At 71.1% G+C, this 25935-nt stretch carries 24 protein-coding genes and 1 pseudogene; 16 read left to right on the forward strand and 9 right to left on the reverse strand.

Going from position 1 to position 25935, the window contains the following annotated elements; all coding sequences use genetic code 11:
- The first annotated feature begins 6 nt into the window (after positions 1-6).
- The gene (locus ACIGAN_RS23005; RefSeq protein ID WP_399860047.1) at positions 7-1239 is read left to right on the forward strand and encodes a pyroglutamyl peptidase; all 1233 of its coding nucleotides are present in this window, start codon (positions 7-9) and stop codon (positions 1237-1239) included.
- On the opposite strand, the gene ACIGAN_RS23010 is transcribed toward ACIGAN_RS23005, so the two are convergent.
- Entirely contained in the window at positions 1202-2020 is an 819-nt protein-coding gene (locus ACIGAN_RS23010) for an EI24 domain-containing protein (protein WP_365736616.1), read from the reverse strand. The two genes, ACIGAN_RS23005 and ACIGAN_RS23010, sit on opposite strands and share 38 nt — an antisense overlap.
- A gap of 196 nt (positions 2021-2216) precedes the next feature.
- Here ACIGAN_RS23010 and ACIGAN_RS23015 point away from each other — a divergent pair, with 196 nt between their 5' ends.
- Complete coding sequence (locus ACIGAN_RS23015; protein WP_399860051.1) at positions 2217-4790, forward strand: M14 family zinc carboxypeptidase; 2574 nt, start codon at positions 2217-2219, stop codon at positions 4788-4790.
- Positions 4787-5932, forward strand: coding sequence for a serine hydrolase domain-containing protein (locus tag ACIGAN_RS23020; RefSeq protein ID WP_399860054.1), 1146 nt, complete (start codon positions 4787-4789; stop codon positions 5930-5932). The genes ACIGAN_RS23015 and ACIGAN_RS23020 overlap by 4 nt, the downstream gene beginning before the upstream one ends.
- 68 nt (positions 5933-6000) lie before the next feature.
- Here the strand turns inward: ACIGAN_RS23020 and ACIGAN_RS23025 are convergent, their stop codons facing one another.
- Together ACIGAN_RS23025 and ACIGAN_RS23030 are read right to left on the reverse strand one after the other, a co-directional pair.
- A complete protein-coding gene (locus ACIGAN_RS23025) occupies positions 6001-6420 on the reverse strand; it encodes an organic hydroperoxide resistance protein (protein ID WP_399860057.1) in 420 nt (139 codons plus the stop codon).
- Positions 6421-6527: 107 nt separating this feature from the next.
- Positions 6528-7550, reverse strand: coding sequence for an NADP-dependent oxidoreductase (locus ACIGAN_RS23030; RefSeq protein WP_365736621.1), 1023 nt, complete (start codon positions 7548-7550; stop codon positions 6528-6530).
- Positions 7551-7650: 100 nt separating this feature from the next.
- Here ACIGAN_RS23030 and ACIGAN_RS23035 point away from each other — a divergent pair, with 100 nt between their 5' ends.
- The 10 genes from ACIGAN_RS23035 to ACIGAN_RS23080 all read left to right on the forward strand — a co-directional run bounded on the left by ACIGAN_RS23035 (position 7651) and on the right by ACIGAN_RS23080 (position 19897).
- Positions 7651-8103 carry a MarR family winged helix-turn-helix transcriptional regulator gene (locus ACIGAN_RS23035; protein WP_365097557.1) on the forward strand — a complete coding sequence of 151 codons (453 nt, stop codon included), beginning with the start codon at positions 7651-7653 and terminating at the stop codon, positions 8101-8103.
- Positions 8104-8786: 683 nt separating this feature from the next.
- On the forward strand, positions 8787-9035 hold the full coding sequence (locus ACIGAN_RS23040) for a hypothetical protein (RefSeq protein ID WP_399860061.1): 249 nt from the start codon (positions 8787-8789) through the stop codon (positions 9033-9035).
- Positions 9036-9356: 321 nt separating this feature from the next.
- Complete coding sequence (locus tag ACIGAN_RS23045; RefSeq protein WP_365097554.1) at positions 9357-10520, forward strand: mandelate racemase/muconate lactonizing enzyme family protein; 1164 nt, start codon at positions 9357-9359, stop codon at positions 10518-10520.
- Between the two features lie 61 nt (positions 10521-10581).
- Complete coding sequence (locus ACIGAN_RS23050; protein WP_365736625.1) at positions 10582-11586, forward strand: zinc-dependent alcohol dehydrogenase; 1005 nt, start codon at positions 10582-10584, stop codon at positions 11584-11586.
- A 111-nt stretch (positions 11587-11697) separates the two neighbouring features.
- Positions 11698-12666: a hypothetical protein gene (locus ACIGAN_RS23055; protein ID WP_399860065.1), complete on the forward strand. Its 969-nt coding sequence runs from the start codon at positions 11698-11700 to the stop codon at positions 12664-12666.
- A 140-nt stretch (positions 12667-12806) separates the two neighbouring features.
- Complete coding sequence (gene chvE, locus ACIGAN_RS23060; RefSeq protein ID WP_365736628.1) at positions 12807-13919, forward strand: multiple monosaccharide ABC transporter substrate-binding protein; 1113 nt, start codon at positions 12807-12809, stop codon at positions 13917-13919.
- Between the two features lie 46 nt (positions 13920-13965).
- Complete coding sequence (gene mmsA, locus ACIGAN_RS23065; RefSeq protein WP_365736630.1) at positions 13966-15516, forward strand: multiple monosaccharide ABC transporter ATP-binding protein; 1551 nt, start codon at positions 13966-13968, stop codon at positions 15514-15516.
- Positions 15513-16757, forward strand: coding sequence for a multiple monosaccharide ABC transporter permease (gene mmsB / locus ACIGAN_RS23070; RefSeq protein ID WP_365736632.1), 1245 nt, complete (start codon positions 15513-15515; stop codon positions 16755-16757). Before mmsA ends, mmsB begins: the two co-directional genes overlap by 4 nt.
- Before the next feature lie 55 nt (positions 16758-16812).
- Entirely contained in the window at positions 16813-17961 is a 1149-nt protein-coding gene (locus tag ACIGAN_RS23075) for an aldose epimerase family protein (protein WP_365097536.1), read from the forward strand.
- A gap of 196 nt (positions 17962-18157) precedes the next feature.
- Positions 18158-19897 carry a pyridoxal phosphate-dependent aminotransferase gene (locus ACIGAN_RS23080; protein ID WP_399860070.1) on the forward strand — a complete coding sequence of 580 codons (1740 nt, stop codon included), beginning with the start codon at positions 18158-18160 and terminating at the stop codon, positions 19895-19897.
- 48 nt (positions 19898-19945) lie between these two features.
- Here the strand turns inward: ACIGAN_RS23080 and ACIGAN_RS23085 are convergent, their stop codons facing one another.
- From ACIGAN_RS23085 to ACIGAN_RS23100, 4 genes are all read right to left on the reverse strand, one after another.
- Positions 19946-21382, reverse strand: coding sequence for a family 43 glycosylhydrolase (locus tag ACIGAN_RS23085; protein ID WP_399860073.1), 1437 nt, complete (start codon positions 21380-21382; stop codon positions 19946-19948).
- On the reverse strand, positions 21364-22344 hold the full coding sequence (locus tag ACIGAN_RS23090; RefSeq protein WP_365098914.1) for an arabinan endo-1,5-alpha-L-arabinosidase: 981 nt from the start codon (positions 22342-22344) through the stop codon (positions 21364-21366). The genes ACIGAN_RS23085 and ACIGAN_RS23090 overlap by 19 nt, the downstream gene beginning before the upstream one ends.
- Before the next feature lie 146 nt (positions 22345-22490).
- Entirely contained in the window at positions 22491-22949 is a 459-nt protein-coding gene (locus ACIGAN_RS23095; protein ID WP_399860076.1) for a PPOX class F420-dependent oxidoreductase, read from the reverse strand.
- A gap of 28 nt (positions 22950-22977) precedes the next feature.
- On the reverse strand, positions 22978-23460 hold the full coding sequence (locus ACIGAN_RS23100) for an ATP-binding protein (RefSeq protein WP_399860078.1): 483 nt from the start codon (positions 23458-23460) through the stop codon (positions 22978-22980).
- 141 nt (positions 23461-23601) lie between these two features.
- Between ACIGAN_RS23100 and ACIGAN_RS23105 the strand changes: the two genes are divergently transcribed.
- Both ACIGAN_RS23105 and ACIGAN_RS23110 read left to right on the forward strand, forming a co-directional pair.
- Entirely contained in the window at positions 23602-24426 is an 825-nt protein-coding gene (locus ACIGAN_RS23105) for a helix-turn-helix domain-containing protein (RefSeq protein WP_365736920.1), read from the forward strand.
- Positions 24423-24605, forward strand: coding sequence for a DUF397 domain-containing protein (locus tag ACIGAN_RS23110; protein WP_365736646.1), 183 nt, complete (start codon positions 24423-24425; stop codon positions 24603-24605). The genes ACIGAN_RS23105 and ACIGAN_RS23110 overlap by 4 nt, the downstream gene beginning before the upstream one ends.
- A gap of 3 nt (positions 24606-24608) precedes the next feature.
- Here the strand turns inward: ACIGAN_RS23110 and ACIGAN_RS23115 are convergent, their stop codons facing one another.
- Positions 24609-25160: a YciI family protein gene (locus ACIGAN_RS23115; protein ID WP_365736648.1), complete on the reverse strand. Its 552-nt coding sequence runs from the start codon at positions 25158-25160 to the stop codon at positions 24609-24611.
- A 99-nt stretch (positions 25161-25259) separates the two neighbouring features.
- On the opposite strand from ACIGAN_RS23115, the gene ACIGAN_RS23120 reads away from it, so the two are divergent.
- A complete protein-coding gene (locus tag ACIGAN_RS23120; RefSeq protein ID WP_365736650.1) occupies positions 25260-25823 on the forward strand; it encodes a dihydrofolate reductase family protein in 564 nt (187 codons plus the stop codon).
- Here the strand turns inward: ACIGAN_RS23120 and ACIGAN_RS23125 are convergent.
- Positions 25820-25935: pseudogene (locus tag ACIGAN_RS23125) on the reverse strand (IS481 family transposase); the annotation flags it as partial. The gene ACIGAN_RS23120 and the pseudogene ACIGAN_RS23125 sit on opposite strands and share 4 nt — an antisense overlap.

The following is a 25935-nucleotide window of genomic DNA, read 5'->3' on the forward strand; positions in this document are numbered from 1 at the left end:
ACCCCCTTGAACTCCATACGCGTTCGCCTCGGCGTCCTCGGCCTCGCGCTGCTGACCGGTCTGACCGCTGCCCCCTCCGCGAGCGCCGCCGAGGCGGCCCCCGCCCCCACCGTCGAGGAACAGCGGCTCGACCGCGCCGCCCCGCAGGAGATCCTGCGCCGCTCGGGATTCGACACCGTGGCCCCGCGCCTGGCCCGGGCGCTCGAAGCGGCCCGCTCCTACGGGGAGGCCCGCCGGGCCGTCTCCCGCGAGGGGGCGCAGTTGTGGCGGCGGGCGGTGGACCGGGCGCAGGGGCGCGGACCCGCGGGCGGGGACCTGAGCCGGGACGACGACCGTCCGCTGTACTGGGCCCGGCTGGGCATGAGCCGTGACGTGCGCACCTGGGAGCCGGAGTTCGGGCTGACCGGCCGGCAGCGGGCCGCGCTGCTGGACGAGCTGGAGCGCACCTCACGCGGCCGGACCGCCGTTCGCTACCCGCACGGCGAGGGCGTGAAGCGGATCCTGCTCACCGGCTTCGACCCGTTCACCCTGGACCGGGACATCCGCATCTCCAACCCCTCCGGCGCCACCGCGCTCGCCCTCGACGGCACGGTCGTCGAGACCGCGGACGGCCCGGCACGGATCGAGACGGCCGTGTTCCCGGTGCGCTGGCGCGACTTCACCGCAGGGACCGTGGAGCGGACCCTGCGACCGCACCTCGGAAAGGTCGATCTGTTCACCACCGTGAGCCAGGGCCGCGTCGGGCGGTTCGACATCGAGCGGACCAACGGGGCCTGGCGGGGCGGCTTCGGCGACAACGAGAACGTCGGGCGCACCGAGACCGTCCCCGTCACCGACCCCGCCTCGCAGCCGCAGTGGACGACGACCACGCTGCCGTACGCGGCGATCGTCGCCGCCCCCACCGGCCGCTTCCCGGTGTACGACAACACGAGCGTCACCGAGATCCCGGCGGGCGGCACCGAGCCCGTCGTACGGCCCGAGGGGCCGACCCCCGGCTCGACCGCGCGGGCGGGCGGCGGCGGGGACTACCTGTCCAACGAGATCGCCTACCGGGCGACCCTGCTGCGCGACCGGCTCGGGCTGCACGACGTGCTGCCGGGCGGGCACGTGCACACGCCGGTGCTGCAGTTCGGCGCCGGGAACACCACCGAGGTCACCGACCCGGAGTTCGTGCGCAACCGGCTGGACATCATCGCGCAGGTCAGGACGATCCTGAAGGTGGCTGCGGAAGCGTCGTGACCGCCTGGTCGCCGCCGCCCTCATCGCCCTTGCGGGTGTCCTCCCCCAGCAGTTCACGCGCCATGAGGGTGGCGCCGGCCACCGCGCCCGGCATCAGGAACACCGCGACGAACGGCACCAGGAAGGACACCGCCAGCGGGGTGCCGAAGCCCCAGACCAGGGTCTTGCGGGCCCGCAGCAGCGTGAGACGGGTGCGCAGCTGAACGCCGCGGCGCTGGAGGGCGACGGCGGTCAGTTCCTCGGTGAGGAAGAACCCGGTGACGAAGAAGCCGATCACCGGCACGGCCGTCTGGCCGACGACCGGGATGAAGCCGCACGCGAACAGCAGCACGCCCCACAGGGCGGCCCGCACCACGATCCGGAGACTGTCACGGGCGGAGATCCACAGCTCCCGCCACAGCGGCAGCCCGGACTCGGGGGCGTGCCCGTCCGGGGACACGTCCCGGTCGACCTTCTCGGAGAGGTTCTCGTAGAAGGGCTGCCCGATCAGCAGCGTCACGGCGGTGAAGGTCACGACGGCGAGCAGCAGCGCGAGGGCGAACAGCACGACGGTCAGGAAGCCGCGGAAGAGCCCGGACCACGGGCTCGACCAGTCGTCGGCGAACGGCGTCGCCCAGGTGACCGCGGACTGTCCCCACAGCCCCAGCGCGACGAGCACCGCCGCGTAGAGCACCAGGGTGATCAGGCCCGGGAGCAGCCCGAAGCCGTAACTCCTGCCGTGCCGGGCCACCCACCGCTGGCCCTTGAGCAGGTAACCGAAACCCGTCCCCAGATCGCGCATGGAACGACCCTATCCGGGCCCCTGTCGCGTCCTTGACGCGCTCCGGTCACACCGGGGTCACGGGCCGCCCGGGTCGCGGCACGGGCCGCCGACGCGGCCGTCCGGGTCACGGGGGACGCCAACGCGCCCTTGTTGCCGTTGAGTCGAACCGGTACACCTCGCCGTACCGATCTCAGGAAGCCCCCAGGAGGTACGCGTGCGCACCACGAGAGCCGTTCCCGCGAGACCCGCACTGATCGCCGTCCTCGGCCTCGCCACGGCGGGTTCGCTCCTGCTCGCCCCCGGCACCGCGGGCGCCGAACCCGGGCCGGTCACCCGCGAGGGCGCCCCCGTCGACGCCCGGGCGGCCCGGGCGCCCGAGAGCGCGGCCCGGCGGGCCCTGGCCGCGCCCGACGCGACCTCCACCACGACGGACACCCGGGGCTACCCCCGCCGGCAGGTCCTCGCCCCCGACCCGGCGAACCCCGGCGACAAGTCCCTGAAGCTGGGGCTCGTCCCGTACCACGGGATCGCGCCGAGGCTGAACGCCCTGCAACGCCTCGGGGACCGGGTGAGCGTGGAGGTGGCGGGCCGCTCGGCCGGCGGGCACCGCCTCTACCTCGTGACCGTCACCGCCCCGGAGACCGCACGCGAGGCCCGCGCCCAGCGGCGGATGCGCGACCTCATCGAGAACGCGCCCGCCGCGGCGGCCAAGTCCCCCGAGATCAAGCGCTCCTACAAGACCCCCGTCTTCGTCAACAGCAACATCCACGGCAACGAGTGGGAGGGCACGGACGCCTCCCTGAAGGTCATCGAACGTCTCGCGACCGCCGATGACACCCGGACGAGGGACCTCCTCGCGCACAGCCGCCTGTACTTCAACGTCACCGCCAATCCCGACGGCCGGATCGCCGGCACCCGGGCGAACGCGAACGGCTTCGACCTGAACCGGGACTTCGTCACCGCCTCGCAGCCCGAGTCCCGCGCGATGCGGCGGATCCAGCTCGACACCCAGCCGGCCGTCCTGCTGGACCTGCACGGCTACGTCAACGGCACCCTCATCGAGCCCACCACTCCCCCGCACGGCGAGAACTACGAGTACGACCTCTTCCTGAAGAACACCTACGCCAACGCCCTCGGCATGGAGTCCGCCGTCAACGCCCTCGGGTACACGCCCGGGAAGGACGGCGTGGAACCGGCGCAGATCCCCTTCCGCGACCAGGAGGAGGGCTGGGACGACTGGCCGCCGATCTTCACCCCGCAGTACGCGGCCTTCCACGGCACGGTGGCCGCCCACACCGTGGAGATCCCGCTGGCGGTCAACAACGAGGAGTACGACGAGCTGCCCGTGGCGGAGCTGCGCCGCCGCTCGGCGGTCAACACCGCCGTGGCGGGCGCGGCGATCGGCGCCACCCTGGACCACGTCCGGGAGCGGCGCGCGACGCTGATCGCCGACCAGATCGAGGTCTTCCGCCGCGGTGCCGCCGGCGCCCCGCAGGTGCCGGTGTCGCCGGAGACGGTGCCCGGCGTGCCCGGCATCGGCCCGGAGGACGTCTACACCACCGACTTCCCGCGTGCCTACGTCATCCCGCCGGGCACCTCGCGCGCGCAGCGCTCCGCCCCGGCCGCCGCGCGCCTGGTGGACCACCTGCTCGCCCATGACGTCCGCGTCACCCGCGCCACCCGCCCGTTCCGGCTCGCCGGGCGGACCCACGCCGCGGGCTCGTACGTCGTGGACCTGCACCAGCCCAAGCGCGGCATGGCGAACGTGCTGCTGGCCGACGGCCGGGACATCAGCGCCGACGTGTCGGTGATGTACGACATCTCGGGCTGGAGCCTGGGCCGGCTGTGGGGCGCCACGGTCGAGCCGGTGGCGTCGGGCAGCCTGCGGGGCGCGCCCCTGCGCCCGGTGACCGAGGCGGCCCCCGTCGCCCGCGTGGCCCCGCACGGCGACCTCCGGCTGCGCCTGGACGACCCGCGCGAGATCGCGGCCCTCAACTCCCTGCTCCGGCACGGCGTCACCGTGCGCCAGGCCCCGGACGGCAGCGCGCTCGTGCCCGCCGCGGCCCGCCGCGAGGCGCTCACCGCCGCCCGGACGCACGACGTCGCCTTCACCGCCACCCGGCTCACCGGCACCACCCCGCTGCGCCGCCCGCGCGTCGCCGCAGCGGTCACCCCGGGTGAGCTGTTCGCGCTGCGGGAGATGGGCTTCGACGTCACGCCGGTCTCGACGGCCGTGCTGAACGCGGGCTTCGACTGGTCCGGCACGGACGTGCTGTTCGTCTCCGCCGGCCTGGACCGCGCGCGGCTCACGGCGCCCGCCCGCAGCGCCCTGGACGCGTTCCTGGACGGTCACGGCCTGGTCGGCCGGGGCGCGGCGGGAGCGGCCCTGAACGCGGCGGCGGGCCGGCTGGCCGTCACGCCGGTGGCGGGCAACGGGGACGCGAACGGCGTGGTGCGGGTGACCAACCCGGGCCCGCTCACCCGGGGCGCACCGGACCACAGCTTCGTCTACGCCCCGCTCTGGTTCACCGGGCTGGGCGCCGGGGTGCGCGTCGAACAGGCGTATGCGAACGGGAATCCGCTGCTGTCCGGGCACTGGCGTCCGCTGCGCGACGGCTCCGGCGGCCCGGACGCGGCGGCCGGGCGGGCGGCCGTGGTCAGCGGCGACCGGACGGTGCTGTTCGGTACGGAACCACTCTTCCGGGACCACCCCAAGGGGGAATTCGCGCAGGTGGCGAGGGCAGTGTTCACAGTGGCACACAGCGGTTCGGTTGAGGAGAGCGGATGACGCAGGAGATCCACGGCACCGTGGCGGACGGCTTCGAGGACGTACGCGAGGAGTTCGCCGCGTTCGTGGCCGGGGAACGGCCGGACTACGAGGGCCAGTTGTGCGCCTACGTCCACGGGCGCAGGGTGGTCGACCTGTGGGCGGGCACCGAGGCGGACGCCCTGTACGGCGTGTTCTCCTCCACCAAGGGCGCCGCCTACCTGGTGGCGGCGCTCCTCGTCCAGGAGGGCACGCTCGAACTGGACCGCAAGGTGACGTACTACTGGCCGGAGTTCGCGGCCGAGGGCAAGGGGGCGCTGACCCTGCGCGACCTGCTCGCGCACCGGGCGGGCGTGGTCGGCACGGACACCGGCTTCACGCTCGCGGAGCTGGCGGACGACCGCCAGCTCGCCGAACGCCTCGCGGACCAGCGGCCGTTCTGGCGCCCCGGCACGGCGTTCGGCTACCACGCGCTGGTCATCGGCGCGCTGGTCGGCGAGGTGGTGCGCCGGGCCACGGGCCGCACGCTGCAGGAGGTCTACCAGGAGCGGATCCGGACCCCGTACGCCCTGGACTTCCACCTGGGCCTGCCCGCCTCGCAGGAACCCCGCTTCCGTACGACGCAGCCGATGGCCCCGACTCCGCGGCAGCAGGCCCTGCTCGACGCGGCGCCCACGGGTCCGCACACCCTCGCCTCGATCGCCTTCAACGGCAACGCGGCGGAGCCGGCCGACCTGGCCGCGCTGCCCAACACGCCGCTGGTACGCGCCAAGGGCCCGGCGTCGGTGGGCGGGGTGGCGTCCGCGCGGGGCCTGGCCGGGATGTACGCGGCGGCGATCAGCGAGCTGGACGGCCGGGCTCCGCTGCTCAAGCCGGACACGGTGGCGGAGTTCGGCCAGGTGCACTCGGCCGGGTACGACCTGGTCGCCCGGTCCCACCGGGCGTTCGGCCTGGGCTTCCAGGCGACCGCTGACACGTGGCACCCGTTCCTCGGCGCCGGGACGATCGGGCACAGCGGCGCGAGCGGCTCGCAGGCCTTCGCGGACCCGTGGAGCGGTCTGGCGTACGGCTACACGCGCCGCCGGTTCGCCTTCCCGGGCGGCGCGGCGCCGGAGAACGACCGGCTGGCGCGGGCGGTCCACCGGGCCGCGCTCGCCGCCTGACCCCGGGCACGGACGCAGGCCGCACCCCACGTCCAGGGATGCGGCCTCCGCGTACGCAACGACGGTCCTCAGACCAGCGTCACGGTGATGTTCCCGCGCGTCGCCTTCGAGTACGGGCACACCTCGTGGGCCTTCTCGAGCAGCGACCGGGCGGTGCCCCGGTCGACCCGGGGGATGTCGGCCGAGATCTCGACGATGATCCCGAACCCCTCCCCGTTCCTGCCGAGGCCGACCTTCGCGGTCACGGTCGAACCGGTGAGGTCGGCGCCCTCCTGGCGGGCGACGACACCGAGGGCGCCCTGGAAGCAGGCGCTGTACCCGGCGGCGAAGAGCTGCTCCGGGTTGGTCCCGGCGCCGCTCCCGCCCATCTCCTCGGGCGGGTTGACGACGACGTCGAGCCTGCCGTCGTCGGTGGCCACCCGCCCGTCGCGCCCGTTCCGGGCGGTCGCCACGGCGGTGTACAGGACGTCGGACTGCTGAATCGGCATGCGGTGGTGTTCCTTCGGTCGTCCGCCGCGGCTCGCGCCCGGGCCGGGACGGATTCGGAAAGAAACTACCGCATGCCGGAACACACGCACAGAGGGGCCGGTGGCCGTCAGAGCTTGACGATCATCTTCCCGGTGTTGTCGCCGCGCAGGACGCCCAGGAACGCCTCCAGGTTGTTCTCGATGCCCTCGACGACCGTCTCGCGGTACTTCAGCTCGCCCGAGGCGACCCACGGGGCGACCTCCTGGACGAACTGCGGCTGCAGGTCGTAGTGGTCGCCGACCAGGAAGCCCTCGATGCGGCCGCGGGTCTGGATGAGGCGGGCCAGGTTGCGCGGGCCCGGGGCGGGCTCGGTGTTGTTGTAGACGGAGATCATGCCGCAGACCGCGATCCGGCCGCCCTCGTTGAGGGAGCCGATGGCCGCCTCCAGGTGGTCGCCGCCCACGTTGTCGAAGTAGACGTCGATGCCGTCGGGGGCGGCGGCGCGCAGCTGCTCGCTCACGGGCCCGTCCTTGTAGTTGAACGCCGCGTCGAAGCCGTACTCCTCGACGAGGAGCTTCACCTTCTCCTGCGAACCGGCGGAGCCGATGACCCGCGAGGCGCCCTTCAGCTTCGCGATCTGCCCGACCTGGCCGCCCACGGCACCGGCGGCGCCGGAGACGAAGACGGCGTCGCCCTCCTTGAAGGAGGCGGTGCGCAGCAGACCCGCGTAGGCGGTGAGGCCGGTCATGCCGAGCACGCCCAGGTACGCCGAGAGCGGCGCGGCCTCCGGGTCCACCTTCACGGCGTTCTTCCCGGCGACGACGGCGTACTCGCGCCAGCCGAAGAAGTGCAGCACGTGGTCGCCGGCAAAGATGCCCTCGGCGTTCGACGCCACGACCTCGCCGACGGCGCCGCCCTGCATGACCTTGCCCAGCTCGAACGGGGCGACGTAGGACTTCGCGGCGCTCATCCGGCCGCGCATGTACGGGTCCACGGAGAGGTACTTGTTCCGGACGAGGACCTGCCCCTCACCGGGCTGCGGGACCTCCGCCTCGACCAGGGCGAAGTCCTCGGGCTTCGGCCAGCCGACCGGGCGGCTGAGCAGGTGCCACTCGCGGCTGACGGCGGGGAGGGTGGGCGTGTCGGTCATGGTGCGCCTTTCCTTCGGTCTCCGGCGGATGTTTCAGTACCTGAAACAACCATGCTCCTGAATATTTCACGTTGTCAAACAACCGGGTACCCTCGATGGCATGGCCTCCACCACACCGAGTCCCCGCAGCGGGACGAACCGCCGCCCCGATCCCCTGACGCTCGAGGTCGTGGAGCTGATCGGGGAGGTCGTCGCGCGGTTCCACGAGGACTACGAGTCGGCCGCGGCGGAGCACGCGCTGACGGGCGCGCAGGCGCGGCTGCTGAGCCTGCTGTGCCTGGAGCCGCTGCCGATGCGGAGGCTGGCGCAGCGGCTGAAGTGCGAGCCGTCGAACGTGACCGGGATCGTGGACCGGCTGGAGGCGCGCGGGCTGGTCGAGCGCCGCCCGGACCCCTCGGACCGCCGGGTGAAGGTGGCGGCGGCGACGGAGGAGGGCCGACGGGTGGCCCGGAGCCTGCGGGAGTCACTGCGGTTCGCGCGGGAGCCGCTCGCGGGGCTGTCGGAGGGGGAGCGGCTCGCTCTGCGGAATGCGCTGCGGGGGATGCTGGGCTGAGACCGGCTCGGTGCGCAACCCGGCACAGCGGGGTACCGCTGCCGCACCCGCCGACGCACGGAAGGGGCCGTGCCGGGGGGTGTCCGCCCGCAGCGGTTGGCGCGTCGACGCCAGTCAGTCGGTGAAGAAGCCCATCGCGCCGTGCCGAGGACGGACACCCCCCGGCGCGGCCCCGACCACCACCCCACCGTCAGGCGCTACGTGCACCACCACAGGAACCGGTCGCACGTCTCCGACGGAGACGGCTCCGGGTCCGGGTCCGGAGGACGGGTCGTCGGATCCGAGGTGGGGGTCGGCGCCGGGGCCGGAGCGGTGGCCGTCGGGGCCGAGGACGGCCCACTCGGAGAGGTGCCCACCGGGGCCGACTCCGGGTTTTTCGACGTCTCGTCACCTCCCGGCGACTCCGAGGTCTCGTCCGTCGGCGACGCGGAGGCCGACGCCGAGTCGGACGCACTGGCCGAAGGGCTCGCCGACGAACCCTCAGGAGCACCGCTCCCACCGGGATCCGCTCCCTGCCCGTCCGCTTCCGCCTCCACCGCCTCGCCGTCCGCCGACTCCCCGCCGGCCGCCGCGGGCTTCGGTGCCTGCCTCTGCGCGTCCATGCCCAGCTCCGCCAGGCTCAGCCCGCCCGCCGCCAGGAGGAACCCGGCCGCGACGAACAGGGTCCGGCGCCGGCGCCGACGGTGTGCCGCCGCCTTGCGGTCCCGCCGGGTCGACCCGCCCGAGCCGTCACCGTCCGGACGCTCACCACGCCGGCGCGCGGCACGCCCCGAGGGCTCGTCATCGGCCTCGCCGGACGTGTCGCCGGAGGCACCCTCAGCGACCTCGGCGTCGGCATCGCCCTCGGCTTCGGCTTCGGCTTCGGCTTCGGCTTCGACGCCGTCGTCGTACACGCCCTGCCCCGGCTCACGCCAGCGCAGCGATTCCGCTGAGGTGCCACACCCGGGGCAGGCCAGCGCGCCGTTGAGGTGCCGTCGGCACGGGTCGCAGTAGTCCATGACGCGGGAAGATTAAGTTCCGCGCGGGTCACGTTCCTAGATCCAGCTGTGAAGGTTCTGTAGGGACACCCCCCGCCGATGGTTTCGAAACTGTCGAAACCGTTATGCGCGCGACCCATTGACACCCCCGCCGCCCCGTCCTTACTGTCACGCCAGCATTTCGAACGTGTGCCGAAATCTCGAACATCGCATGACGGGCACACGGACGGAACACTGACGGAAACTGAGCCGACGAAGCTGCGAGGGACAACCGCCGTGCGCATCACCGGAATCAGCACACACGTGGTCGGGACGCCGTGGCGCAACCTGACCTACGTCCAGGTGCACACCGACGAGGGCATCACCGGAGTCGGCGAGACCCGGATGCTGGGACACACCGACGCCCTTCTCGGTTACCTGAGGGAGGCCGAGGCCAACCACATTCTCGGCTCCGACCCGTTCGCCGTCGAGGACCTCGTCAAGCGGATGAAGTACGGCGACTACGGCCGTGCGGGCGAGATCGTGATGTCGGGCATCGCGGTGATCGAGATGGCCTGCTGGGACATCAAGGGCAAGGCCCTGGGCGTCCCCGTCTGGCAGCTGCTGGGCGGCAAGGTCACCGACAAGGTCAAGGCGTACGCCAACGGCTGGTACACCACCGAGCGGACGCCGGAGGCCTACCACAAGGCCGCCCAGGGGGTCATGGAGCGCGGCTACCGGGCGCTGAAGATCGACCCCTTCGGCACCGGCCACTTCGAGCTGGACCACAAGGAGACCCTGTACGCCGTCTCCCTGATCGAGGCCGTCCGCGACGCCATCGGCCCCGAGGCCGAGCTGATGCTGGAGATGCACGGCCGCTTCTCCCCGGCCACGGCCGTGCGCCTGGCCAAGGAGCTGGCGCCGTTCAAGCCGGCGTGGCTGGAGGAGCCGGTGCCGCCGGAGAACCTGAAGGCGCTGGAGAAGGTCGCCGCCAAGGTCGACATGCCGGTCGCCACCGGCGAGCGCATCCACGACCGGATCGAGTTCCGGGAGCTGTTCGAGAACCAGGCCGTCGACATCATCCAGCCGGACGTCGGCCACATCGGCGGCATCTGGGAGACCCGCAAGCTCGCCGCGACCGCCGAGACCCACTACATGCTGGTCGCCCCGCACAACGTGGGCGGCTCGGTGCTGACGGCCGCCTCCCTCCAGGTCGGGTTCACCTCCCCGAACTTCAAGATCCTGGAGCACTTCAACGACTTCGCGGACGCGGAGATCAAGAAGGTCGTCAAGGGCGCGCCGCAGGTGAACCCGGAGGACGGCTGCTTCCACCTGTCCGACGCCCCGGGCCTCGGCGTGGAGCTGGACGTCGACGCCGCCGCGGAGTTCCCGCAGCAGCAGGCGCGCTTCGACCTCTGGGCGGAGGGCTGGGAGCAGCGCAAGCCCAAGGCCACCCAGTGACCCTCCGGCGCCCGGAAACCCGGCACCGGCCACCGAAACCTTCGAAAACCGGAGGCGCCCCGTGAGCACCGCGGTAGTGATCGACGCCCCGGGCGAGCACCGTCTCGTCCCGCACGAGCCCCGGCGGCCCGGGGCCGGCGAGGCCCTGGTGCGGGTGCACGCGTCCGGCATCTGCGGCAGCGACCGCGAGGTGTACCAGGGCAACCGCCCCGAGGGGTACGTGCGCTATCCGCTCACCCCGGGCCACGAGTGGTCCGGGACGGTGGAGGCCGTGGGCGCGGACGTCCCCGCCTCCCTGGTCGGCCGCAAGGTCGTCGGCGAGGGCTTCCGCAACTGCCAGGTCTGCGACCGCTGCCACGCGGGCGACACGACCCTGTGCGCGGCCGGATACGAGGAGACCGGGTTCACCCAGCCGGGCGCGATGGCGGCCACGCTGACCCTCCCGGCGCGGCTGCTGCACGTCCTGCCGGACGGCTGCGACCTCACGGCGGCGGCGCTGCTGGAGCCCGCCGCGTGCGTCGCGGCCGCCGCGCTGAAGGCGAACGCGCGGCCCGGCGAGAAGGTCGCCGTGGTCGGCACGGGCACGCTCGGCATGTTCGCCGTGCAGTTCCTGAAGGCCGACTCGCCCGCGGAGCTGCTGGTGGTCGGCACCCGCCGGGACCGTGAGGCGCTGGCGCGGCAGTACGGCGCGACGGACTTCCGGACCAAGGACGAGCAGCTCCCGGACGACGTGGACGTGGTGATCGAGACGGCCGGGTCCGCGGACGCCGCCCGGCTCTCCGCCGCCCTGCTCAGGCGCGGGGGCCGGCTGGTCCTGACGGGCATCCCGGCGCCGGGCGCCGAGGGCCTCGACCCGACCGACCTGGTCGTACGGCAGCTGGAGGTGCACACCGTCTTCGGTGCTCCGCCGGACGCCTGGGCGCACACCGTGCGGGTGTTCGCCGCCGGGCTGCTCGACCCGCTGCCGCTGGTGACGCACGAGCTGCCGCTCGCCGAGTTCTCGCAGGCCATCGAGCTGGTGGGGGCCGGCGATCCCAAGGTGGGCAAGGTGCTGCTCCGCCCGTAGTCGTACGCCGGTACGGGGGCGACCTGACGGCCCCCGTACCGGCGTACACCCAGCCGTGCCCCACCCAGAGCCGCGAACCTCGTCCGAAATACCGAACTGAAGGACATTCCTGTGACCGACGCTTCCGCCCCGGCCGCCCGCAGGCCCGGTGAGCCGGCGCTCACCGCGCTGGGCCTGAACGCGCCCGCCCTCGACCCCGCCGACGCCTCGCCGCACTCCTTCCCCGGCGGCGGCCGCTGGCGCACCGAGATCCCCTCGTGCGAGGGGCCGGAGGCGCTGGCCGTGGTCCTGAAGGAGGCCTCGCGGCTGGACGTGCCGATCCACCGGATCAGCCAGGGCAGCGGGGTGTGGATGCTGACCGACGCCGAGATCACCGAGATGGTGGAGGCGACGGCCGAACGCGACATCGAGCTCTGCCTGTTCACCGGTCCGCGCGGCACCTGGGACATCGGCGGCTCCACGCGCACCGACTCGCGGGGGGCCGGACTGCGCGCCCGCGGCCACGACGCGGTCGCCGGCTGCGTCGAGGACGCGGTGCGGGCCACGGAGCTGGGCGTCAAGTGCCTGCTCGTCGCCGACGAGGGCGTGCTGTGGACGCTGCACCGGGCCCGCGCGGCCGGTCTCATCCCGGCCGACACCACGCTCAAGGTGAGCGCGCTGATCGGCCCCGTCAACCCGGCGGCGTACGCCGTCTACGAGCGTCTGGGCGCCGACTCGGTGAACGTGCCGAGCGATCTGACGCTCGATCACCTCACCGAGATCCGCCGGGTGTCCGGCGCTCCCATGGACATGTACATCGAGGCCCCCGACGATCTCGGCGGTTACGTCCGGATGTACGAGGTCGCCGAGCTGATCCGGCGCGGCGCACCGCTCTACCTGAAGTTCGGCCTGTCGAAGGCGCCCGGGATCTACCCCTACGGGCACCACATGCGGGAACTGACCCTGGCCACCGCGAAGGAACGCGTGCGGCGCGGCCGGCTCGCCCTGGACCTCCTGGCCCGTCACGGAGCCGACGGCGACATGGCGCCGCTGGGCTCGCGACTGCCCGGCGATCTGCAACGGTTCGAAATCTCGTCATAACGTTCCGGAAACTCTTCTTACAAAAGACGACACAGCCGACCACAATCCCACACACCTCCTCTCGGTCTTTCCGGCACGACCACCGGAGCGACTTCGCGCCTCCCAGACCGAGCCCTGCACACAGATCAAGGATGATCAACATGCGTAACCGCAGAGCCGCACTCGCCGCCATAGCCGGAGCCGCGTCCCTCGCCCTGACCCTGTCCGCCTGCGGGCAGAACAGCGAGGGCGGCAGCGAGGAGAGCGGGGACAGCGCCAAGGGCGGCACGATCGGCATCTCGATGCCGACCAAGTCCTCCGAGCGCTGGATCGCCGACGGCAACAACGTCAAGAAGGACCTGGAGTCCAAGGGCTACAAGACCCAGCTGGTCTACGGCGAGGACGACCCGGACCAGCAGGTCTCGCAGATCGAGAACCTGATCACGCAGGGCGTCAAGGCGCTGATCGTCGCGGCCATCGACAACAAGTCGATGAACAACGTGCTCCAGCAGGCCAAGGACGCGAACATCCCGGTCATCTCCTACGACCGCCTGATCCTCGGCACGAAGAACGTCGACTACTACGCCTCCTTCGACAACGAGAAGGTCGGCGAGCTGCAGGGCAGCTACATCGTCGAGAAGCTCGGCCTGAAGGACGGCTCGAAGAAGGGCCCCTTCAACATCGAGCTGTTCGCCGGCTCCAACGACGACAACAACACCCGCTACTTCTTCCAGGGCGCGATGAACGTGCTGCAGCCCTACATCGACAAGAAGCAGCTCGTCGTCCGCTCCGGCCAGACCAAGCTCAACCAGGTCACCACCCTGCGCTGGGACGGCGGCACCGCCCAGAAGCGCATGGACGACATCCTGACCTCGGCCTACAAGACCGAGCGCGTCGACGCCGTCCTCTCCCCCTACGACGGCATCTCCATCGGCATCCTGTCGGCCCTGAAGTCGGACGACTACGGCTCCAAGAGCAAGCCGCTGCCGGTCGTCACGGGCCAGGACGCCGAGGTCGCCTCGGTGAAGTCGATCATCGCCGACCAGCAGTCGATGACCGTCTACAAGGACACCCGCGAACTGGCGAAGGTGGCCTCCAACATGGTCGACGCCCTGCTGAACGACAAGAAGCCCGAGGTCAACGACACCAAGACCTACGACAACGGCGCCAAGGTCGTCCCGGCCTACCTGCTGGAGCCGGTCGCCGTCGACAAGGGCAACTACCAGAAGGAGGTCGTCGACTCCGGCTACATCAAGGAGAGCGACCTCAAGTAAGCCCCGCCACCCACCGACGATTCACCACTGATTGGAAGGCACGACCATGGCGGGACCCGTCCTGGAAATGCGCTCGATCGTCAAGACCTTTCCCGGCGTCAAGGCGCTGTCGGACGTCACGCTGACCGTCCGGCAGGGCGAGGTCCACGCCATCTGCGGGGAGAACGGCGCCGGCAAGTCGACCCTGATGAAGGTCCTCTCCGGCGTCCACCCGCACGGCACCTACGAGGGCGACATCCTCTTCGAGGGAGAGGTCTGCCGGTTCAAGGACATCCGGGCCAGCGAGGAACGCGGCATCGTGATCATCCACCAGGAACTGGCCCTGGTGCCCTACCTGTCCCTCGCGGAGAACATCTTCCTCGGCAACGAGCACGCCACGCGGGGGATCATCAGCTGGACCGAGACCCTGAGGCACGCCACCGAACTGCTGCGCCGGGTCGGTCTGTCCGACCACCCGGACACCCGGGTCGCCGACATCGGCGTGGGCAAGCAGCAGCTCGTGGAGATCGCCAAGGCCCTGTCCAAGAAGGTGAAGCTGCTCATCCTGGACGAGCCGACCGCCGCCCTGAACGACGAGGACAGCGGCAAACTCCTGGACCTGATCCTGGAGTTGAAGAACCAGGGCATCACCTCGATCATCATCTCCCACAAGCTCAACGAGATCCGCAGGGTCGCCGACTCGGTGACGATCCTGCGCGACGGCCAGACCATCGAGACCCTGGACGTGAAGGCCCCGGAGACCACCGAGGACCGGATCATCAGCGGCATGGTCGGCCGTGACCTGGAGCACCGCTTCCCGGAGCGGACGCCGCACGAGCCCGAGGAGGGCGCGGCGCCCGCACTGGAGATCCGCAACTGGACCGTGCACCACCCGATCGACCAGCAGCGCAAGGTGTGCGACGACGTGTCGCTCCACGTGCGCCGCGGTGAGATCGTCGGCATCGCGGGCCTGATGGGCGCCGGCCGCACCGAACTCGCGATGAGCGTCTTCGGGCGCGCCTACGGCCGGTACGCGGGCGGCACGGTCCTCAAGGACGGCAAGGAGATCCGCACCAAGACCGTCCCGGAGGCGGTCAAGCACGGCATCGCCTACGTCACCGAGGACCGCAAGCACTACGGCCTGAACCTCATCGACACCATCAACCGCAACATCTCGCTGAGCGCCCTGGGCAAGGTCGCCAAGCGCGGTGTGGTCGACGAGCACGAGGAGCGGCAGGTCGCCGAGGGCTTCCGCACGTCCATGAACATCAAGGCGCCGACCGTCTTCGAGCCGGTCGGCAAGCTGTCCGGCGGCAACCAGCAGAAGGTCGTCCTCAGCAAGTGGATCTTCTCGGGTCCGGACGTGCTGATCCTGGACGAGCCGACGCGCGGTATCGACGTCGGGGCCAAGTACGAGATCTACACGGTCATCGACCAGCTGGCCGCCCAGGGCAAGGCGGTCGTCTTCATCTCCTCCGAGCTGCCCGAACTGCTCGGCATGTGCGACCGCATCTACACGATGGCCGCGGGGCGGCTGACGGGTGAGTTCTCGCGGGCCGAGGCCTCCCAGGAATCGCTGATGCGTCAGATGACGAAGGACAAAGAGGTATCCCGATGAGCACGGACGTGACCGCCAAGAGCCCGGCCCCCGCGCCGCCGGGCAGGAGCGGAGGAGCCGCGGGCGACGGCCTGCTGGCCCTGGTGCTGGACGGCATGCGCCGCAACATGCGGCAGTACGGCATGCTGATCGCGCTGGGCCTGATCGTGGTGCTGTTCGCCGTGTGGACCGACGGCGACCTGCTGCTGCCGCGCAACGTCTCCAACCTGGTGCTGCAGAACAGCTACATCCTGATCCTGGCGATCGGCATGATGCTGGTGATCATCGCGGGCCACATCGACCTGTCGGTCGGTTCGCTGACGGCGTTCGTCGGCTCGATGGCCGCCGTGTTCATGGTGAAACAGGACATGCCCTGGCCGCTCGCGGTGGTGCTGTGCCTCGCGGTGGGCGCGGTCGCGGGCGCCGTCCAGGGGTTCTTCATCGCGTACGGCGGCATACCGTCGTTCATCGTGACCCTGGCGGGCATGCTGATCTTCCGCGGTCTGACGGAGATCTTCCTGGAGGGCCAGACCCTCGGCCCGTTCCCGGAGGGCCTGCAGAAGGTCGCCAACGGCTTCCTGCCCGAGGTCGGCCCGAACACCAACTACCACAACCTCACGCTGCTGCTGGGCTTCGCGATGATCGCCTTCGTGATCTTCCAGGAGGTCCGTGACCGCAAGCGGCAGCAGGAGTTCGCCCTTGAGGTCCCGCCGGCCAAGCTGTTCCTGCTGAAGCTGGTCGCGATCGGCGCGGCCATCCTCACGCTGACGCTGCTGCTGGCCAGCTACAAGGGCGCCCCGATCGTGCTGCTCATCCTGGGCGTGCTGCTCGTCGGCTTCGGCTACGTGATGCGCAACGCGATCATCGGCCGCCACATCTACGCGATCGGCGGCAACCTCCCGGCGGCCAAGCTGTCGGGTGTGAAGGACAAGAAGGTCACCTTCCTGGTCTTCCTGAACATGGGCATGCTCGCGGCCCTGGCGGGTCTGGTCTTCGCCGCCCGCTTCAACGCGGCCTCTCCCAAGGCCGGCCTCAACTTCGAGCTGGAGGCGATCGCGGCCTCGTTCATCGGCGGCGCGTCGATGAGCGGCGGTGTCGGCACCGTCCTCGGCGCGATCATCGGCGGTCTGGTCCTGGGCGTGCTGAACAACGGCATGAACCTCGTCGGCATCGGCACCGACTGGCAGCAGGTCATCAAGGGCCTGGTGCTGCTGGCGGCGGTCGGGTTCGACGTGTGGAACAAGCGCAAGGTCGGTTCGTAAGTCAGCTCGGGCCCCGCCGGAAGGCGGGGCCCTTTCCTCATCGGGAGCCGCACACATGGAACTGAACAGACGCACGGTCATCGCGGGAGCCGCGGCGGCGGGCATGGCCGCCACCACGCTCGGCGGCACGGCGCACGCCACGGGAGGCAGGAAGCCGGTGAAGACGCTCTTCGGCAAGCTCGCCGACGGCACGAAGGTGCACCTCTGGTCGCTGGAGAACGGCGGCACCCGCCTGAAGGTCCTCTCCTACGGCGGCATCGTGCAGTCGCTGGAGATCCCCGACCGCCGCGGCCGCTACGCCAACGTCAGCGCCGGCTTCGACAACCTCGAGGACTACGTCGCCGACAGCCCCTACTTCGGCGCCCTGATCGGCCGGTACGGCAACCGCATCGGCCAGGGCAAGTTCACGCTCGACGGCAAGAACTACCAGCTCTCCGTCAACGACGGCGAGCAGAGCCTGCACGGCGGCGCCAAGGGCTTCGACAAGCGCGTCTGGGACGTCGAGCCGTTCGTGAAGGGCTCCGACGTCGGCCTGTACCTGTACTACACGAGCGTCGACGGGGAGATGGGCTACCCGGGCACGCTCAAGACGAAGGTGACGTACACCCTCACCAAGCACGGCGACTGGCGCATCGACTACGAGGCCACCACGGACAAGGCCACCGTCGTCAACCTCACCAGCCACGTGTACTGGAACCTGGCCGGCGAGGGCAGCGGCACGATCGAGGACCACGAGCTGACGATCGCCGCCTCCCGCTACACCCCCACCGACGCGGGCCTGATCCCCACGGGCGAGCTGGCCAGGGTCGCGGGCACCCCGTTCGACTTCCGCAAGGCCAAGCCGATCGGCCGCGACATCCGCGTCTCCCACCCGCAGCTGGTGACCGCCAAGGGCTTCGACCACAACTGGGTGCTGGACAAGGGCGTCACCGCCCGGCCCGAGCACGTGGCCACCTTGCGCGACCCGTCCTCCGGCCGCACGCTGAGGATCGCCACGAACGAGCCGGGCCTGCAGTTCTACTCCGGCAACTTCCTCGACGGCACGCTCACCGGCCCGTCCGGCCGCACCTACCGGCAGGGCGACGCGCTGTGCCTGGAGACGCAGCACTTCCCGGACTCGCCGAACAAGCCGTCGTTCCCGTCGACGGTGCTGCGGCCCGGGCAGACGTACCGGACGAGCACGATCCACACGTTCGGCCACTGATCCGGCCCCTCCGGCCGTACTGGGCCGCCCTCAGCCGTCTTCACAGGGGGCACACAATTTCCTGAGGGCCGTCTCAGAGGTTGAACGGCGTCACCGGAGCCTCCGTATGTAAGGGCGGCCCGCGCTCCCCCGCGCGGGCCGCCCTTGAACGTCGGGTCCGGCCGTCCCCCACGGGCCCGCCCCCTACGGAGGTTCCATGGCCGACAACGTCACGTCGCTGTTCCGCAGTACCGCGGCACACAGCCCGTCGATGGCGGCTCTGACGCGCGAGGGCGGCGAGGGCGCCGGTCCTGTGGACTTCTGTATCCCCTGCAACCCCTACTTCCCCACCCCGGCCATGTTCGAGGACATGGCGGCCCGGCTGCGGGACATCATCACGTACTACCCGAGCAGCGCCGACACGATCACGGCCGAGCTGTGCAGCCTGCTCCAGCTGCCGCCGCAGTGCGTGGCCATGGGCAACGGCTCGACCGAGCTGATCACCTGGATCGACCACCTGCTGGTCCGCGAGTCCCTCGCCGTCCCCGTCCCCACGTTCGGCCGCTGGACCGACCAGCCCATGGAGACCGGCAAGCGGGTCGACATGTTCCCGCTGCAGGAGTCCAGCGGCTTCGCCCTGGACCTCGCGCAGTACGCCGAGTTCATCCGGGCCCGGGGCACCCGGGTCGCCGTGATCTGCAACCCGAACAACCCCGACGGCGGCTTCCTGCACAAGCACGCCGTCGTGCAGTTCATGGACGCCATGGCCGACCTCGACCTCGTCGTGATCGACGAGTCGTTCCTGGAGTTCGCGGACGCCGAGGCCGAACCGTCCGTGGTGCAGGAGGCGATGCTGCGGCCCAACGTGGTCGTGCTGCGCAGTCTGGGCAAGAACTTCGGCCTGCACGGCATCCGCTTCGGCTACCTGGTCGCCAACCCGGCGCTCGCGGGCCGGGTCCGCTCGATGCTGCCCAAGTGGAACCTCAACTCCTTCGCCGAGCACGTGGTGTTCATGCTGAAGGAGCACGGCGCCGAGTACGCGCAGAGCCTGCAGCAGGTGCGCCGGGACCGCCTGGACATGGCGAGCCAGCTCTCGGCACTGCCCGGGCTGACGGTCTACCCGTCCCAGGGCAACTTCCTCTTCGTGCGCCTGCCCGTGGGCGCGGAGGGCACCGTGGTGCGGGACCGGATGCTCACCGAGCACCGGATCCTGGTCCGCGAGTGCGGCAACAAGATCGGTTCGTCCAGCCGCTTCCTGCGGCTCGTGGTGCGCCCCCAGGTGGACGTGCGTCGCCTGGTGTCCGGCCTGGAACAGGTGCTCTACGGGACGTCCAGGAGGGGAACCGCCGTACCCGAGCTGGGCAACGGGACCAGCTACAGCTCGGGTACGGCGGCCGTGGACCGGCTGGTGAGCGAGACGAACGGGGCGGGAACCCGGGGGCTGGCGGCTCAGGCCATGGCCGCCGGGCCGGGCGGACCCGGCCCGGCGGCGGTTCCGGCGGCGGTTCCGGCCCCCGTTCCGGCCGCCGCGAGCGCGGGTCCCGGCGGCCCGGGCCTCGCCCCCGCGCCGGCGCCCGCCGCGCCGATGCCCGCCCCGATGCCCGCTCCCGTCCCCGCCCCGGCCGCCGGCATCGGCATGCCGCTCCCCGCCGCCGCGTCCGCCGTGCCGGCGGGTGCGGGCGGCGGGATGCCGATGCCGGCCGCGGCACAGCTGCCGCAGCCGCAGCCGGTCCCGCAGATGCCGCAGCCGCAGATGCCCCAGCCGCAGGTGCCGCAGCCGGCTCCCCAGCCGGTGGCCGCGCCGTTCACCGGGCCCACCCCGCCCGGGGTTCCGGCCCGTGGGGGCCTGACGGCCGCGCAGGTGAGGGGCACGAACGGGCTGACGCCGGCCCCGGCCACGGGATGGCCCGCCGCGCAGAGCTGGCCCAACGCGGCGGGGATGGGGCAGGCGGGGTAGGCCGGCGGGTGCGGGGCCATGGCGGCCACCGCACCCCCGGGGGCGGCGCTACACGGCCGTCAGCTTCCACTGCTGGCAGGCGTTGTTCAGCCATGACCACTGGCGTACGTCCGCCCCGTCCGCCGTCCCGCAGTCGGCCACGTCCGCCACCTTGCCCGTCGCCTGGTTGGTGATGCGGACGAAGCCGCCGTCCGTGGCCACGAAGCGGAACCGCTGGCAGGTGTTGTTCAGCCACGACCACTGGCGCAGGTCGGCGCCGTCGGCGGAGGAGCAGTCGGCGGTGTCGAGGACCTTGCCGGTGGCGACGTTCACCAGGCGGTGGGTGTCGTCGCCGAGGTCCTCCAGGCGCCAGCGCTGATTGGCGTTGCCGTTGCAGGTGTACTGCGCCACGTTGGCGCCGTCCGCCGTGGAACCGCCGGTCACGTCCAGGCACTTGCCGCTGTTGCGGTTGGTGACCGTGTACGTGGTGGAGGCGCTGGACGGTTCCCCGGAAGGCCCGGGCAGCGAGGCGCCGAGCCGCACCGGTGTGCCGAGGTTCGGCGTGCCGTCGGCGTTCCAGGTGAACTTCTGGGCACGGGTCGTCCGGCCGTTGTCGCAGCCCTCGGAGGCCGCGTCGTTGGCGTGGTAGACGATCCAGTTCTCGCGGCCGTCGGGTGAGGTGAAGAAGCCGTTGTGGCCGGGCCCGTACACCCCGTTGGCGTCGCTGCGCTGGAAGACGGGTGTGGACTTCTTCGTCCAGGAGGACGCGGCCAGCGGGTCGGAGCCGGTCAGTTCGAGTTGCCCGAGCTTGTAGTCGGGGGTCCAGCAGCCGCTCGCCGAGTAGATCAGGAACGTGCGGCCGCCCCGCTGGAGCACCTCGGCGCCCTCGTTGACGGTGCCGCCCTGCCGCTCCCAGGCGTACGTGGGGGTCGAGATGGTCGAGTAGGGGCCGCTGACGGTGTACGGGTTGGACATCGGGGCGATGACGAGGTTCTGCGTGCCGCCCGTGACGGCGCTGCCCAGCATGTACAGCCGGCCGTTCACGTTCAGCACGCTCGGGTCCAGCATCCACGCGCTGCTGAGCTGCCCCTTGTACGTGTACGGCCCCATGGGGTCGGAGCCGGCGCTCTCCAGCACGTGGCTGCGCTGGGTGGGGTTGTAGTCGGACACGTTCTGCCCGGCGACGTAGTACAGGTACCAGCGGCCGCCCAGGAAGTGCAGTTCGGGCGCCCAGATGTTGCAGCAGCGCGAGGCGGCGTCGCCCTTCCACACCTGCACGCTGGGGGCGGTGGCGAGCCCGGCGAGGGTGGTGGCCTTGCGGATGGTGATGACGTCGGTCCAACTGGTCGTCACCAGGTAGTAGTTGCCGTCGTGGTACGAGATCCAGGGGTCGGCGCCCTTGACGGACTTGACGGGGTTCGTGAAGGAGGCGGCGCTCGCTTGCGGCTGCCCGGCGGACAGAGCCAGCAGCAGGGCCGCCAGCAGGGTCAGTAGGCGACGGGCCATCCGCTGCTCCAGTTCAGGAGGTTGATGCCGAGCTTGGGCGTGCCGTTGTCGTTGCCGTCGTAGTAGTGGTAGACGATCAGGTCGCCGTCGGCGTCCTTCAGGATCGACTGGCCGCCGGGGCCGATGACGCTGCCGTGCGATTCGAGGACGGGCGTGCCGCCGTTGTTCATCAGGTCGACGCCGTTCCTGTCGCGGTAGGGGCCGGTGACGCTGGTGGCGCGCCCGACCTTCACCTTGTACGTGGAGCCGGTGCCGGCGCAGCAGGTGTCGTAGCTGGCGAAGAGGTAGTAGTAGCCGCCCCGCTTCACGATGAAGGGCGCCTCGACGGCCTTGGTCCCGGTGGGGCGGGACGCGAGCGAGTACCGGGTGGTGTGGGAGGCCAGCTGCTTCCCCGTGGCGGGGTTGATGCGGATCATCTTGATCCCGGTCCACCAACTGCCGAACGACAGCCACCACGTGCCGTCGTCGTTCACGAAGAGGTTCGGGTCGATGGCGTTGAAGTCGCTGGCGGAGTTGGAGGTGTAGACCGTGCCCTGGTCGGTCCAGCTGCCCGGCTGGCCGGTGGTGGAGGTCGCCAGTCCGATGGCGGAGGTGTTCGAGCCGAACTTCGAGACGGAGTAGTACATCAGGTACTTGCCGCCCTGGTAGGAGATGTCCGGCGCCCAGGCCTCGGGGACGGAGGAGTAGGTGCGCCACCAGCTCGGCCGGCTGGAGAAGGCGTCGGCGCCGTTGCGGAAGGCGGTGCGGTCGCCGCTGGTCTTGTGGGCGATGCCGCCGCCGGTGGCGTAGAGCAGGTACTGGCCGGACGAGGTGCGGATCATCGACGGGTCGTGCGTGACGATGTCGCCGGTCACGCGACCGGGGCCCGGGTAGGCCGACGCCGTACCCGGGATCAGGGCCAGCAGGGCGGCGGCGGGGAGGGCGAGCAGGGTGGTGCGCCTGCGCAGGGGGGTGCGGCTCATACGGGGGTCCTCCTTGCGGTGGGGGTGTCACAACTGGTCGATATCTCGAACAGTGCTCGCAAGTTCGAACGGGACCGTAGAATCGAACCCCTTGCGCGTCAATGGTCCGCGCAGCAACGACCGGGCGCCCGCCCCGGGCAGGTGCCCTACCCCTCGACGTCGAGCGCCGTCCCGTACAGCCGGTCCACCCGCAGCCGGATCACGACCCGTCGCTCGTCGACCAGTTGCCGCAGGAACGCGTCCTCGTCCTGCGGCGCGGCGCCCGCCGGGATCATCGCGAGCAGCTCCCGCCCGACCGCGTCGCCGGGGACGGACGTGACTGCGGAGACCTCCGCCTCCCCCTCGGCGACGGCGAACGACCAGACGTCCCCGCCCTGCACGTGCAGGGCGGCGCGGGGTTCCCGGCGCAGGTGCGTGACCTTGACGCGGTCGGCCGTGGTCGAGAACCGCAGTGTGCGGGACTCGGCGTCCCAGCTGTACGCCATGGTGGTCAGGTGGGGGTGGCCACTGCGCTTGACGGTGGCGAGCGTGCCGAACCGCTGCGCGGCGAGCAGGTCGGAGAGGGCTTCGTCGGACAGGATGCGGGGCGTCGGTCTGTCGGTCATGCCCTCACCAACGCCGGGGCGCCGCGCGTCATTTCGAGCCGGGGACGTCGATCCATTCCGGCAGGTCGACCTCCGCCCGCACGGTCTTGCCGGGCGGCTCGCGGTCGAGCACCTCCCAGCGGTCGGCGAGCGCGTCGACGAGGACGAACCCGCGGCCGTGCTCGTCGAGGGGCCGGGGCGGCCGTACGGCACCGGGTGCGGGCGGGCGGGGCGGCCCGCTGCGGGAATCGGCCACCTCGACCTGGACACGGCCCGGCACGAGCGCCAGCCGCAGCGCGAAGTCCCGCCCGGGCACGCGCCCGTGCGTCACGGCGTTGGCCGCCAGCTCGGCCACGATCGCCCCGACCGCGTCGGAGACGTCCGAGCCGTAGGGGATGCCCCAGGAGTGCAGCTGGTTCAGCGTGAGGCGGCGGGCGAGACGGGCGCCGCGGGGCGTGGAGCTGAGGCGCTGGGTGAACACACGTACGGTGACCGGAGGTTGGGCGGTGCTGCGGCTGATCGGCGCTGTCATGCGCCCAATGTGACGTGCGGGGACGGCGCTTCTCCAGGCCGGAGCCGCGTACGCTGCGGCAGCGTACGCGGTCACGGACTGGACAGTACCGGTGACGTGCCGTAACCATGCTGCGGGAGGTGACCGACCGTGGTCGATGGCATGGTGGGGACGGGTGGCGAGCCGGAGTCGTCGGACAGTCTGCGGACGTTCGGGGCGGTGGTCCAGGGCTTGCGCGAACACGCCGGGCTGAGCCGGGAGGAGTTCGGGGAACTCGTGCGGTTCTCCAAACACACGGTGGCTTCGGTGGAGTTGGGGAGGCGGATGCCGGATCCCGAGTTCGTGCAACGGGCGGAGGAGGTGTTCGGCAGGACCGGCGCCTTACAGAGGGCGGCGGGGTGCCTGGAGCGGCAGCCGGGGCTGGCGGCTTGGTTCCGGCGGTGGGCCCGGCTGGAGCAGGTGGCCATCACGCTGTACACGTACGAGTGCCGCATGATTCCGGGCTTGTTGCAGACGGAGGCATACGCCCAGGCGTTGTTCGCCAACCAGTTGCCGCCCTTGGACGACGCACAGATCGATCAGCGTTGGGCAGCTCGTGTGGAGCGACAGCGACTGCTGCGCGAGCGGCCGAACACCGCGTTCAACTTCATCCTGGAGGAGCACACATTCCTGCGGCGAACAGGCGGTGCGGAGGTCACGCGCGGGCTCATCGACCACGTCTTGGAGATCGCCGGGCGACGAAACGTCGAGATCCAGGTCATGCCGCTGGCGCAGGGGGCACATGCAGGCCTGGCGGGCCCCATGCAGTTGCTGGAAACGCCTGAGAATCGCTGGTTCGCCTACAACGAGGGGCAACGCGGCGGGCAGTTCGTCTCTGACCCGAAAGAGATCAGCGTGCTGCACAGGCGATATGCCAGGATGCGTTCACAGGCTCTCACCCTCGAAGACTCCGTGAGCCTGTTGCAGCGGATGCGAGGAAACCTATGAGCAGCTTCGAACTGGCCTGGTTCAAGTCCAGCTACAGCAGCAGCGGCGACGGCGACTGCGTAGAGATAGCCGCTGCCCCCGACACCATCCACATCCGGGACTCCAAGAACCGCCAGGGCCCCGAACTCCGCGTCTCCCCCACCGCCTGGTCCGCCTTCCTCACGCACGCCGGCGAGTAACCCTCACCTCCGCCCCCCGAACTCCCACGCGTGCACCTCGACCTCGGCGTACGCGTCCCGGGTCAATACGGCACCCGCCGCCTCCGCGTCCACGGCCCGAACCAGTGCCGCCGTACCCACCCATACCGCACCGTCGTCGGACAGCAGCGGCCCGTACGCGATCAGGTCGTCCCGCACGGCCGCCGGGACGTCGAGATCCACACCCGGCCCCGCGCCGAAGCCGAGCACGAGGTAGCGGTTGCCGCCCGACCGGCCGCCGGGGAACTCCCACATGGTCCGCCCGAGCACGTTCCGCCACCGCCGCAGCAGGACGTCCCGGTACACTCCGGCCCGCTGGTTGGGCTCGTCGAAGGCGAACGCCCGGGCCGCGGCGGGGTCCGGCAGGTCGACGATGTGGACGCTGCCCGTGGGAGTCTCCCCGTCCGCCGCGAAGGTGGGGCCCCGCGCGATCAGCTCCGCCTCGTAGCCGTCCATGTAGGCCCAGTGCGCCTCGCCCAGCTCCTGGCGCAGCGGCAAGGAACCGGGCCGGTCACGGTGGTAGCAGAAGAACTCCATGCCTCATCCAACCGCGAACCGCCCGGATCGCGCGCGTCGCGATGAGTTCCGCCTCGCCCGGCGGTCGTAAGGTCGGATCCGTCAACCAGGAGGACTTCGATGCGCAGCGTGACCTACTCGATGAACGTCTCGCTCGACGGCTACATCGTCGGGCCCGACGGCGATTTCAACTGGTCGGATCCCCTCCCGGACGTCTTCCGCTACTGGATCGACGACATCCGGCAGGTCGGCGTCCACGTGATGGGGCGGCGGCTGTACGAGACGATGCTGTACTGGGAGACCGCCGAGCAGGAGACCACCCCGGACGAGGCGGAGCTGGAATGGATCGGGTTGTGGAACCCGCTTCCCAAGGTGGTGTTCTCCACCACCCTGTCCGAGGTGCGCGGCGCCGCCCGCCTGGCCTCCGGCAGCCTGGCGGAGGAGATCGAGCGGCTGCGGGCCGAGCCGGGAGAGGGCGAGATCGCCATCGGCGGTGCCACCCTCGCCGCGCAGGCGGCCGAACTTGACCTGATCGACGAGTACCGGGCCATGGTCTACCCCGTCCTGGTCGGCGGCGGCATTCCCTTCTTCCCCCGTAGTGAGCGCCGGGTGGATCTCGAACTCGTCGAGACCCGCAGGTTCAGCTCGCACGTCGTCCTGCTGCGCCACCGCGTGAAGCGCTAGGTGTATTGGCCCGCAGGGTTGTTCACGCGGCTGATCGGTGGGTGGCCGCCGAGTGCGGTGTGGCAGCGGTGGTGGTTGTAGGTGTGCAGGAAGTCTGCCAGGGCTGCTGTTC

Source organism: Streptomyces sp. NPDC085931, from assembly GCF_044540565.1.
Classification (GTDB): Bacteria; Actinomycetota; Actinomycetes; order Streptomycetales; family Streptomycetaceae; genus Streptomyces.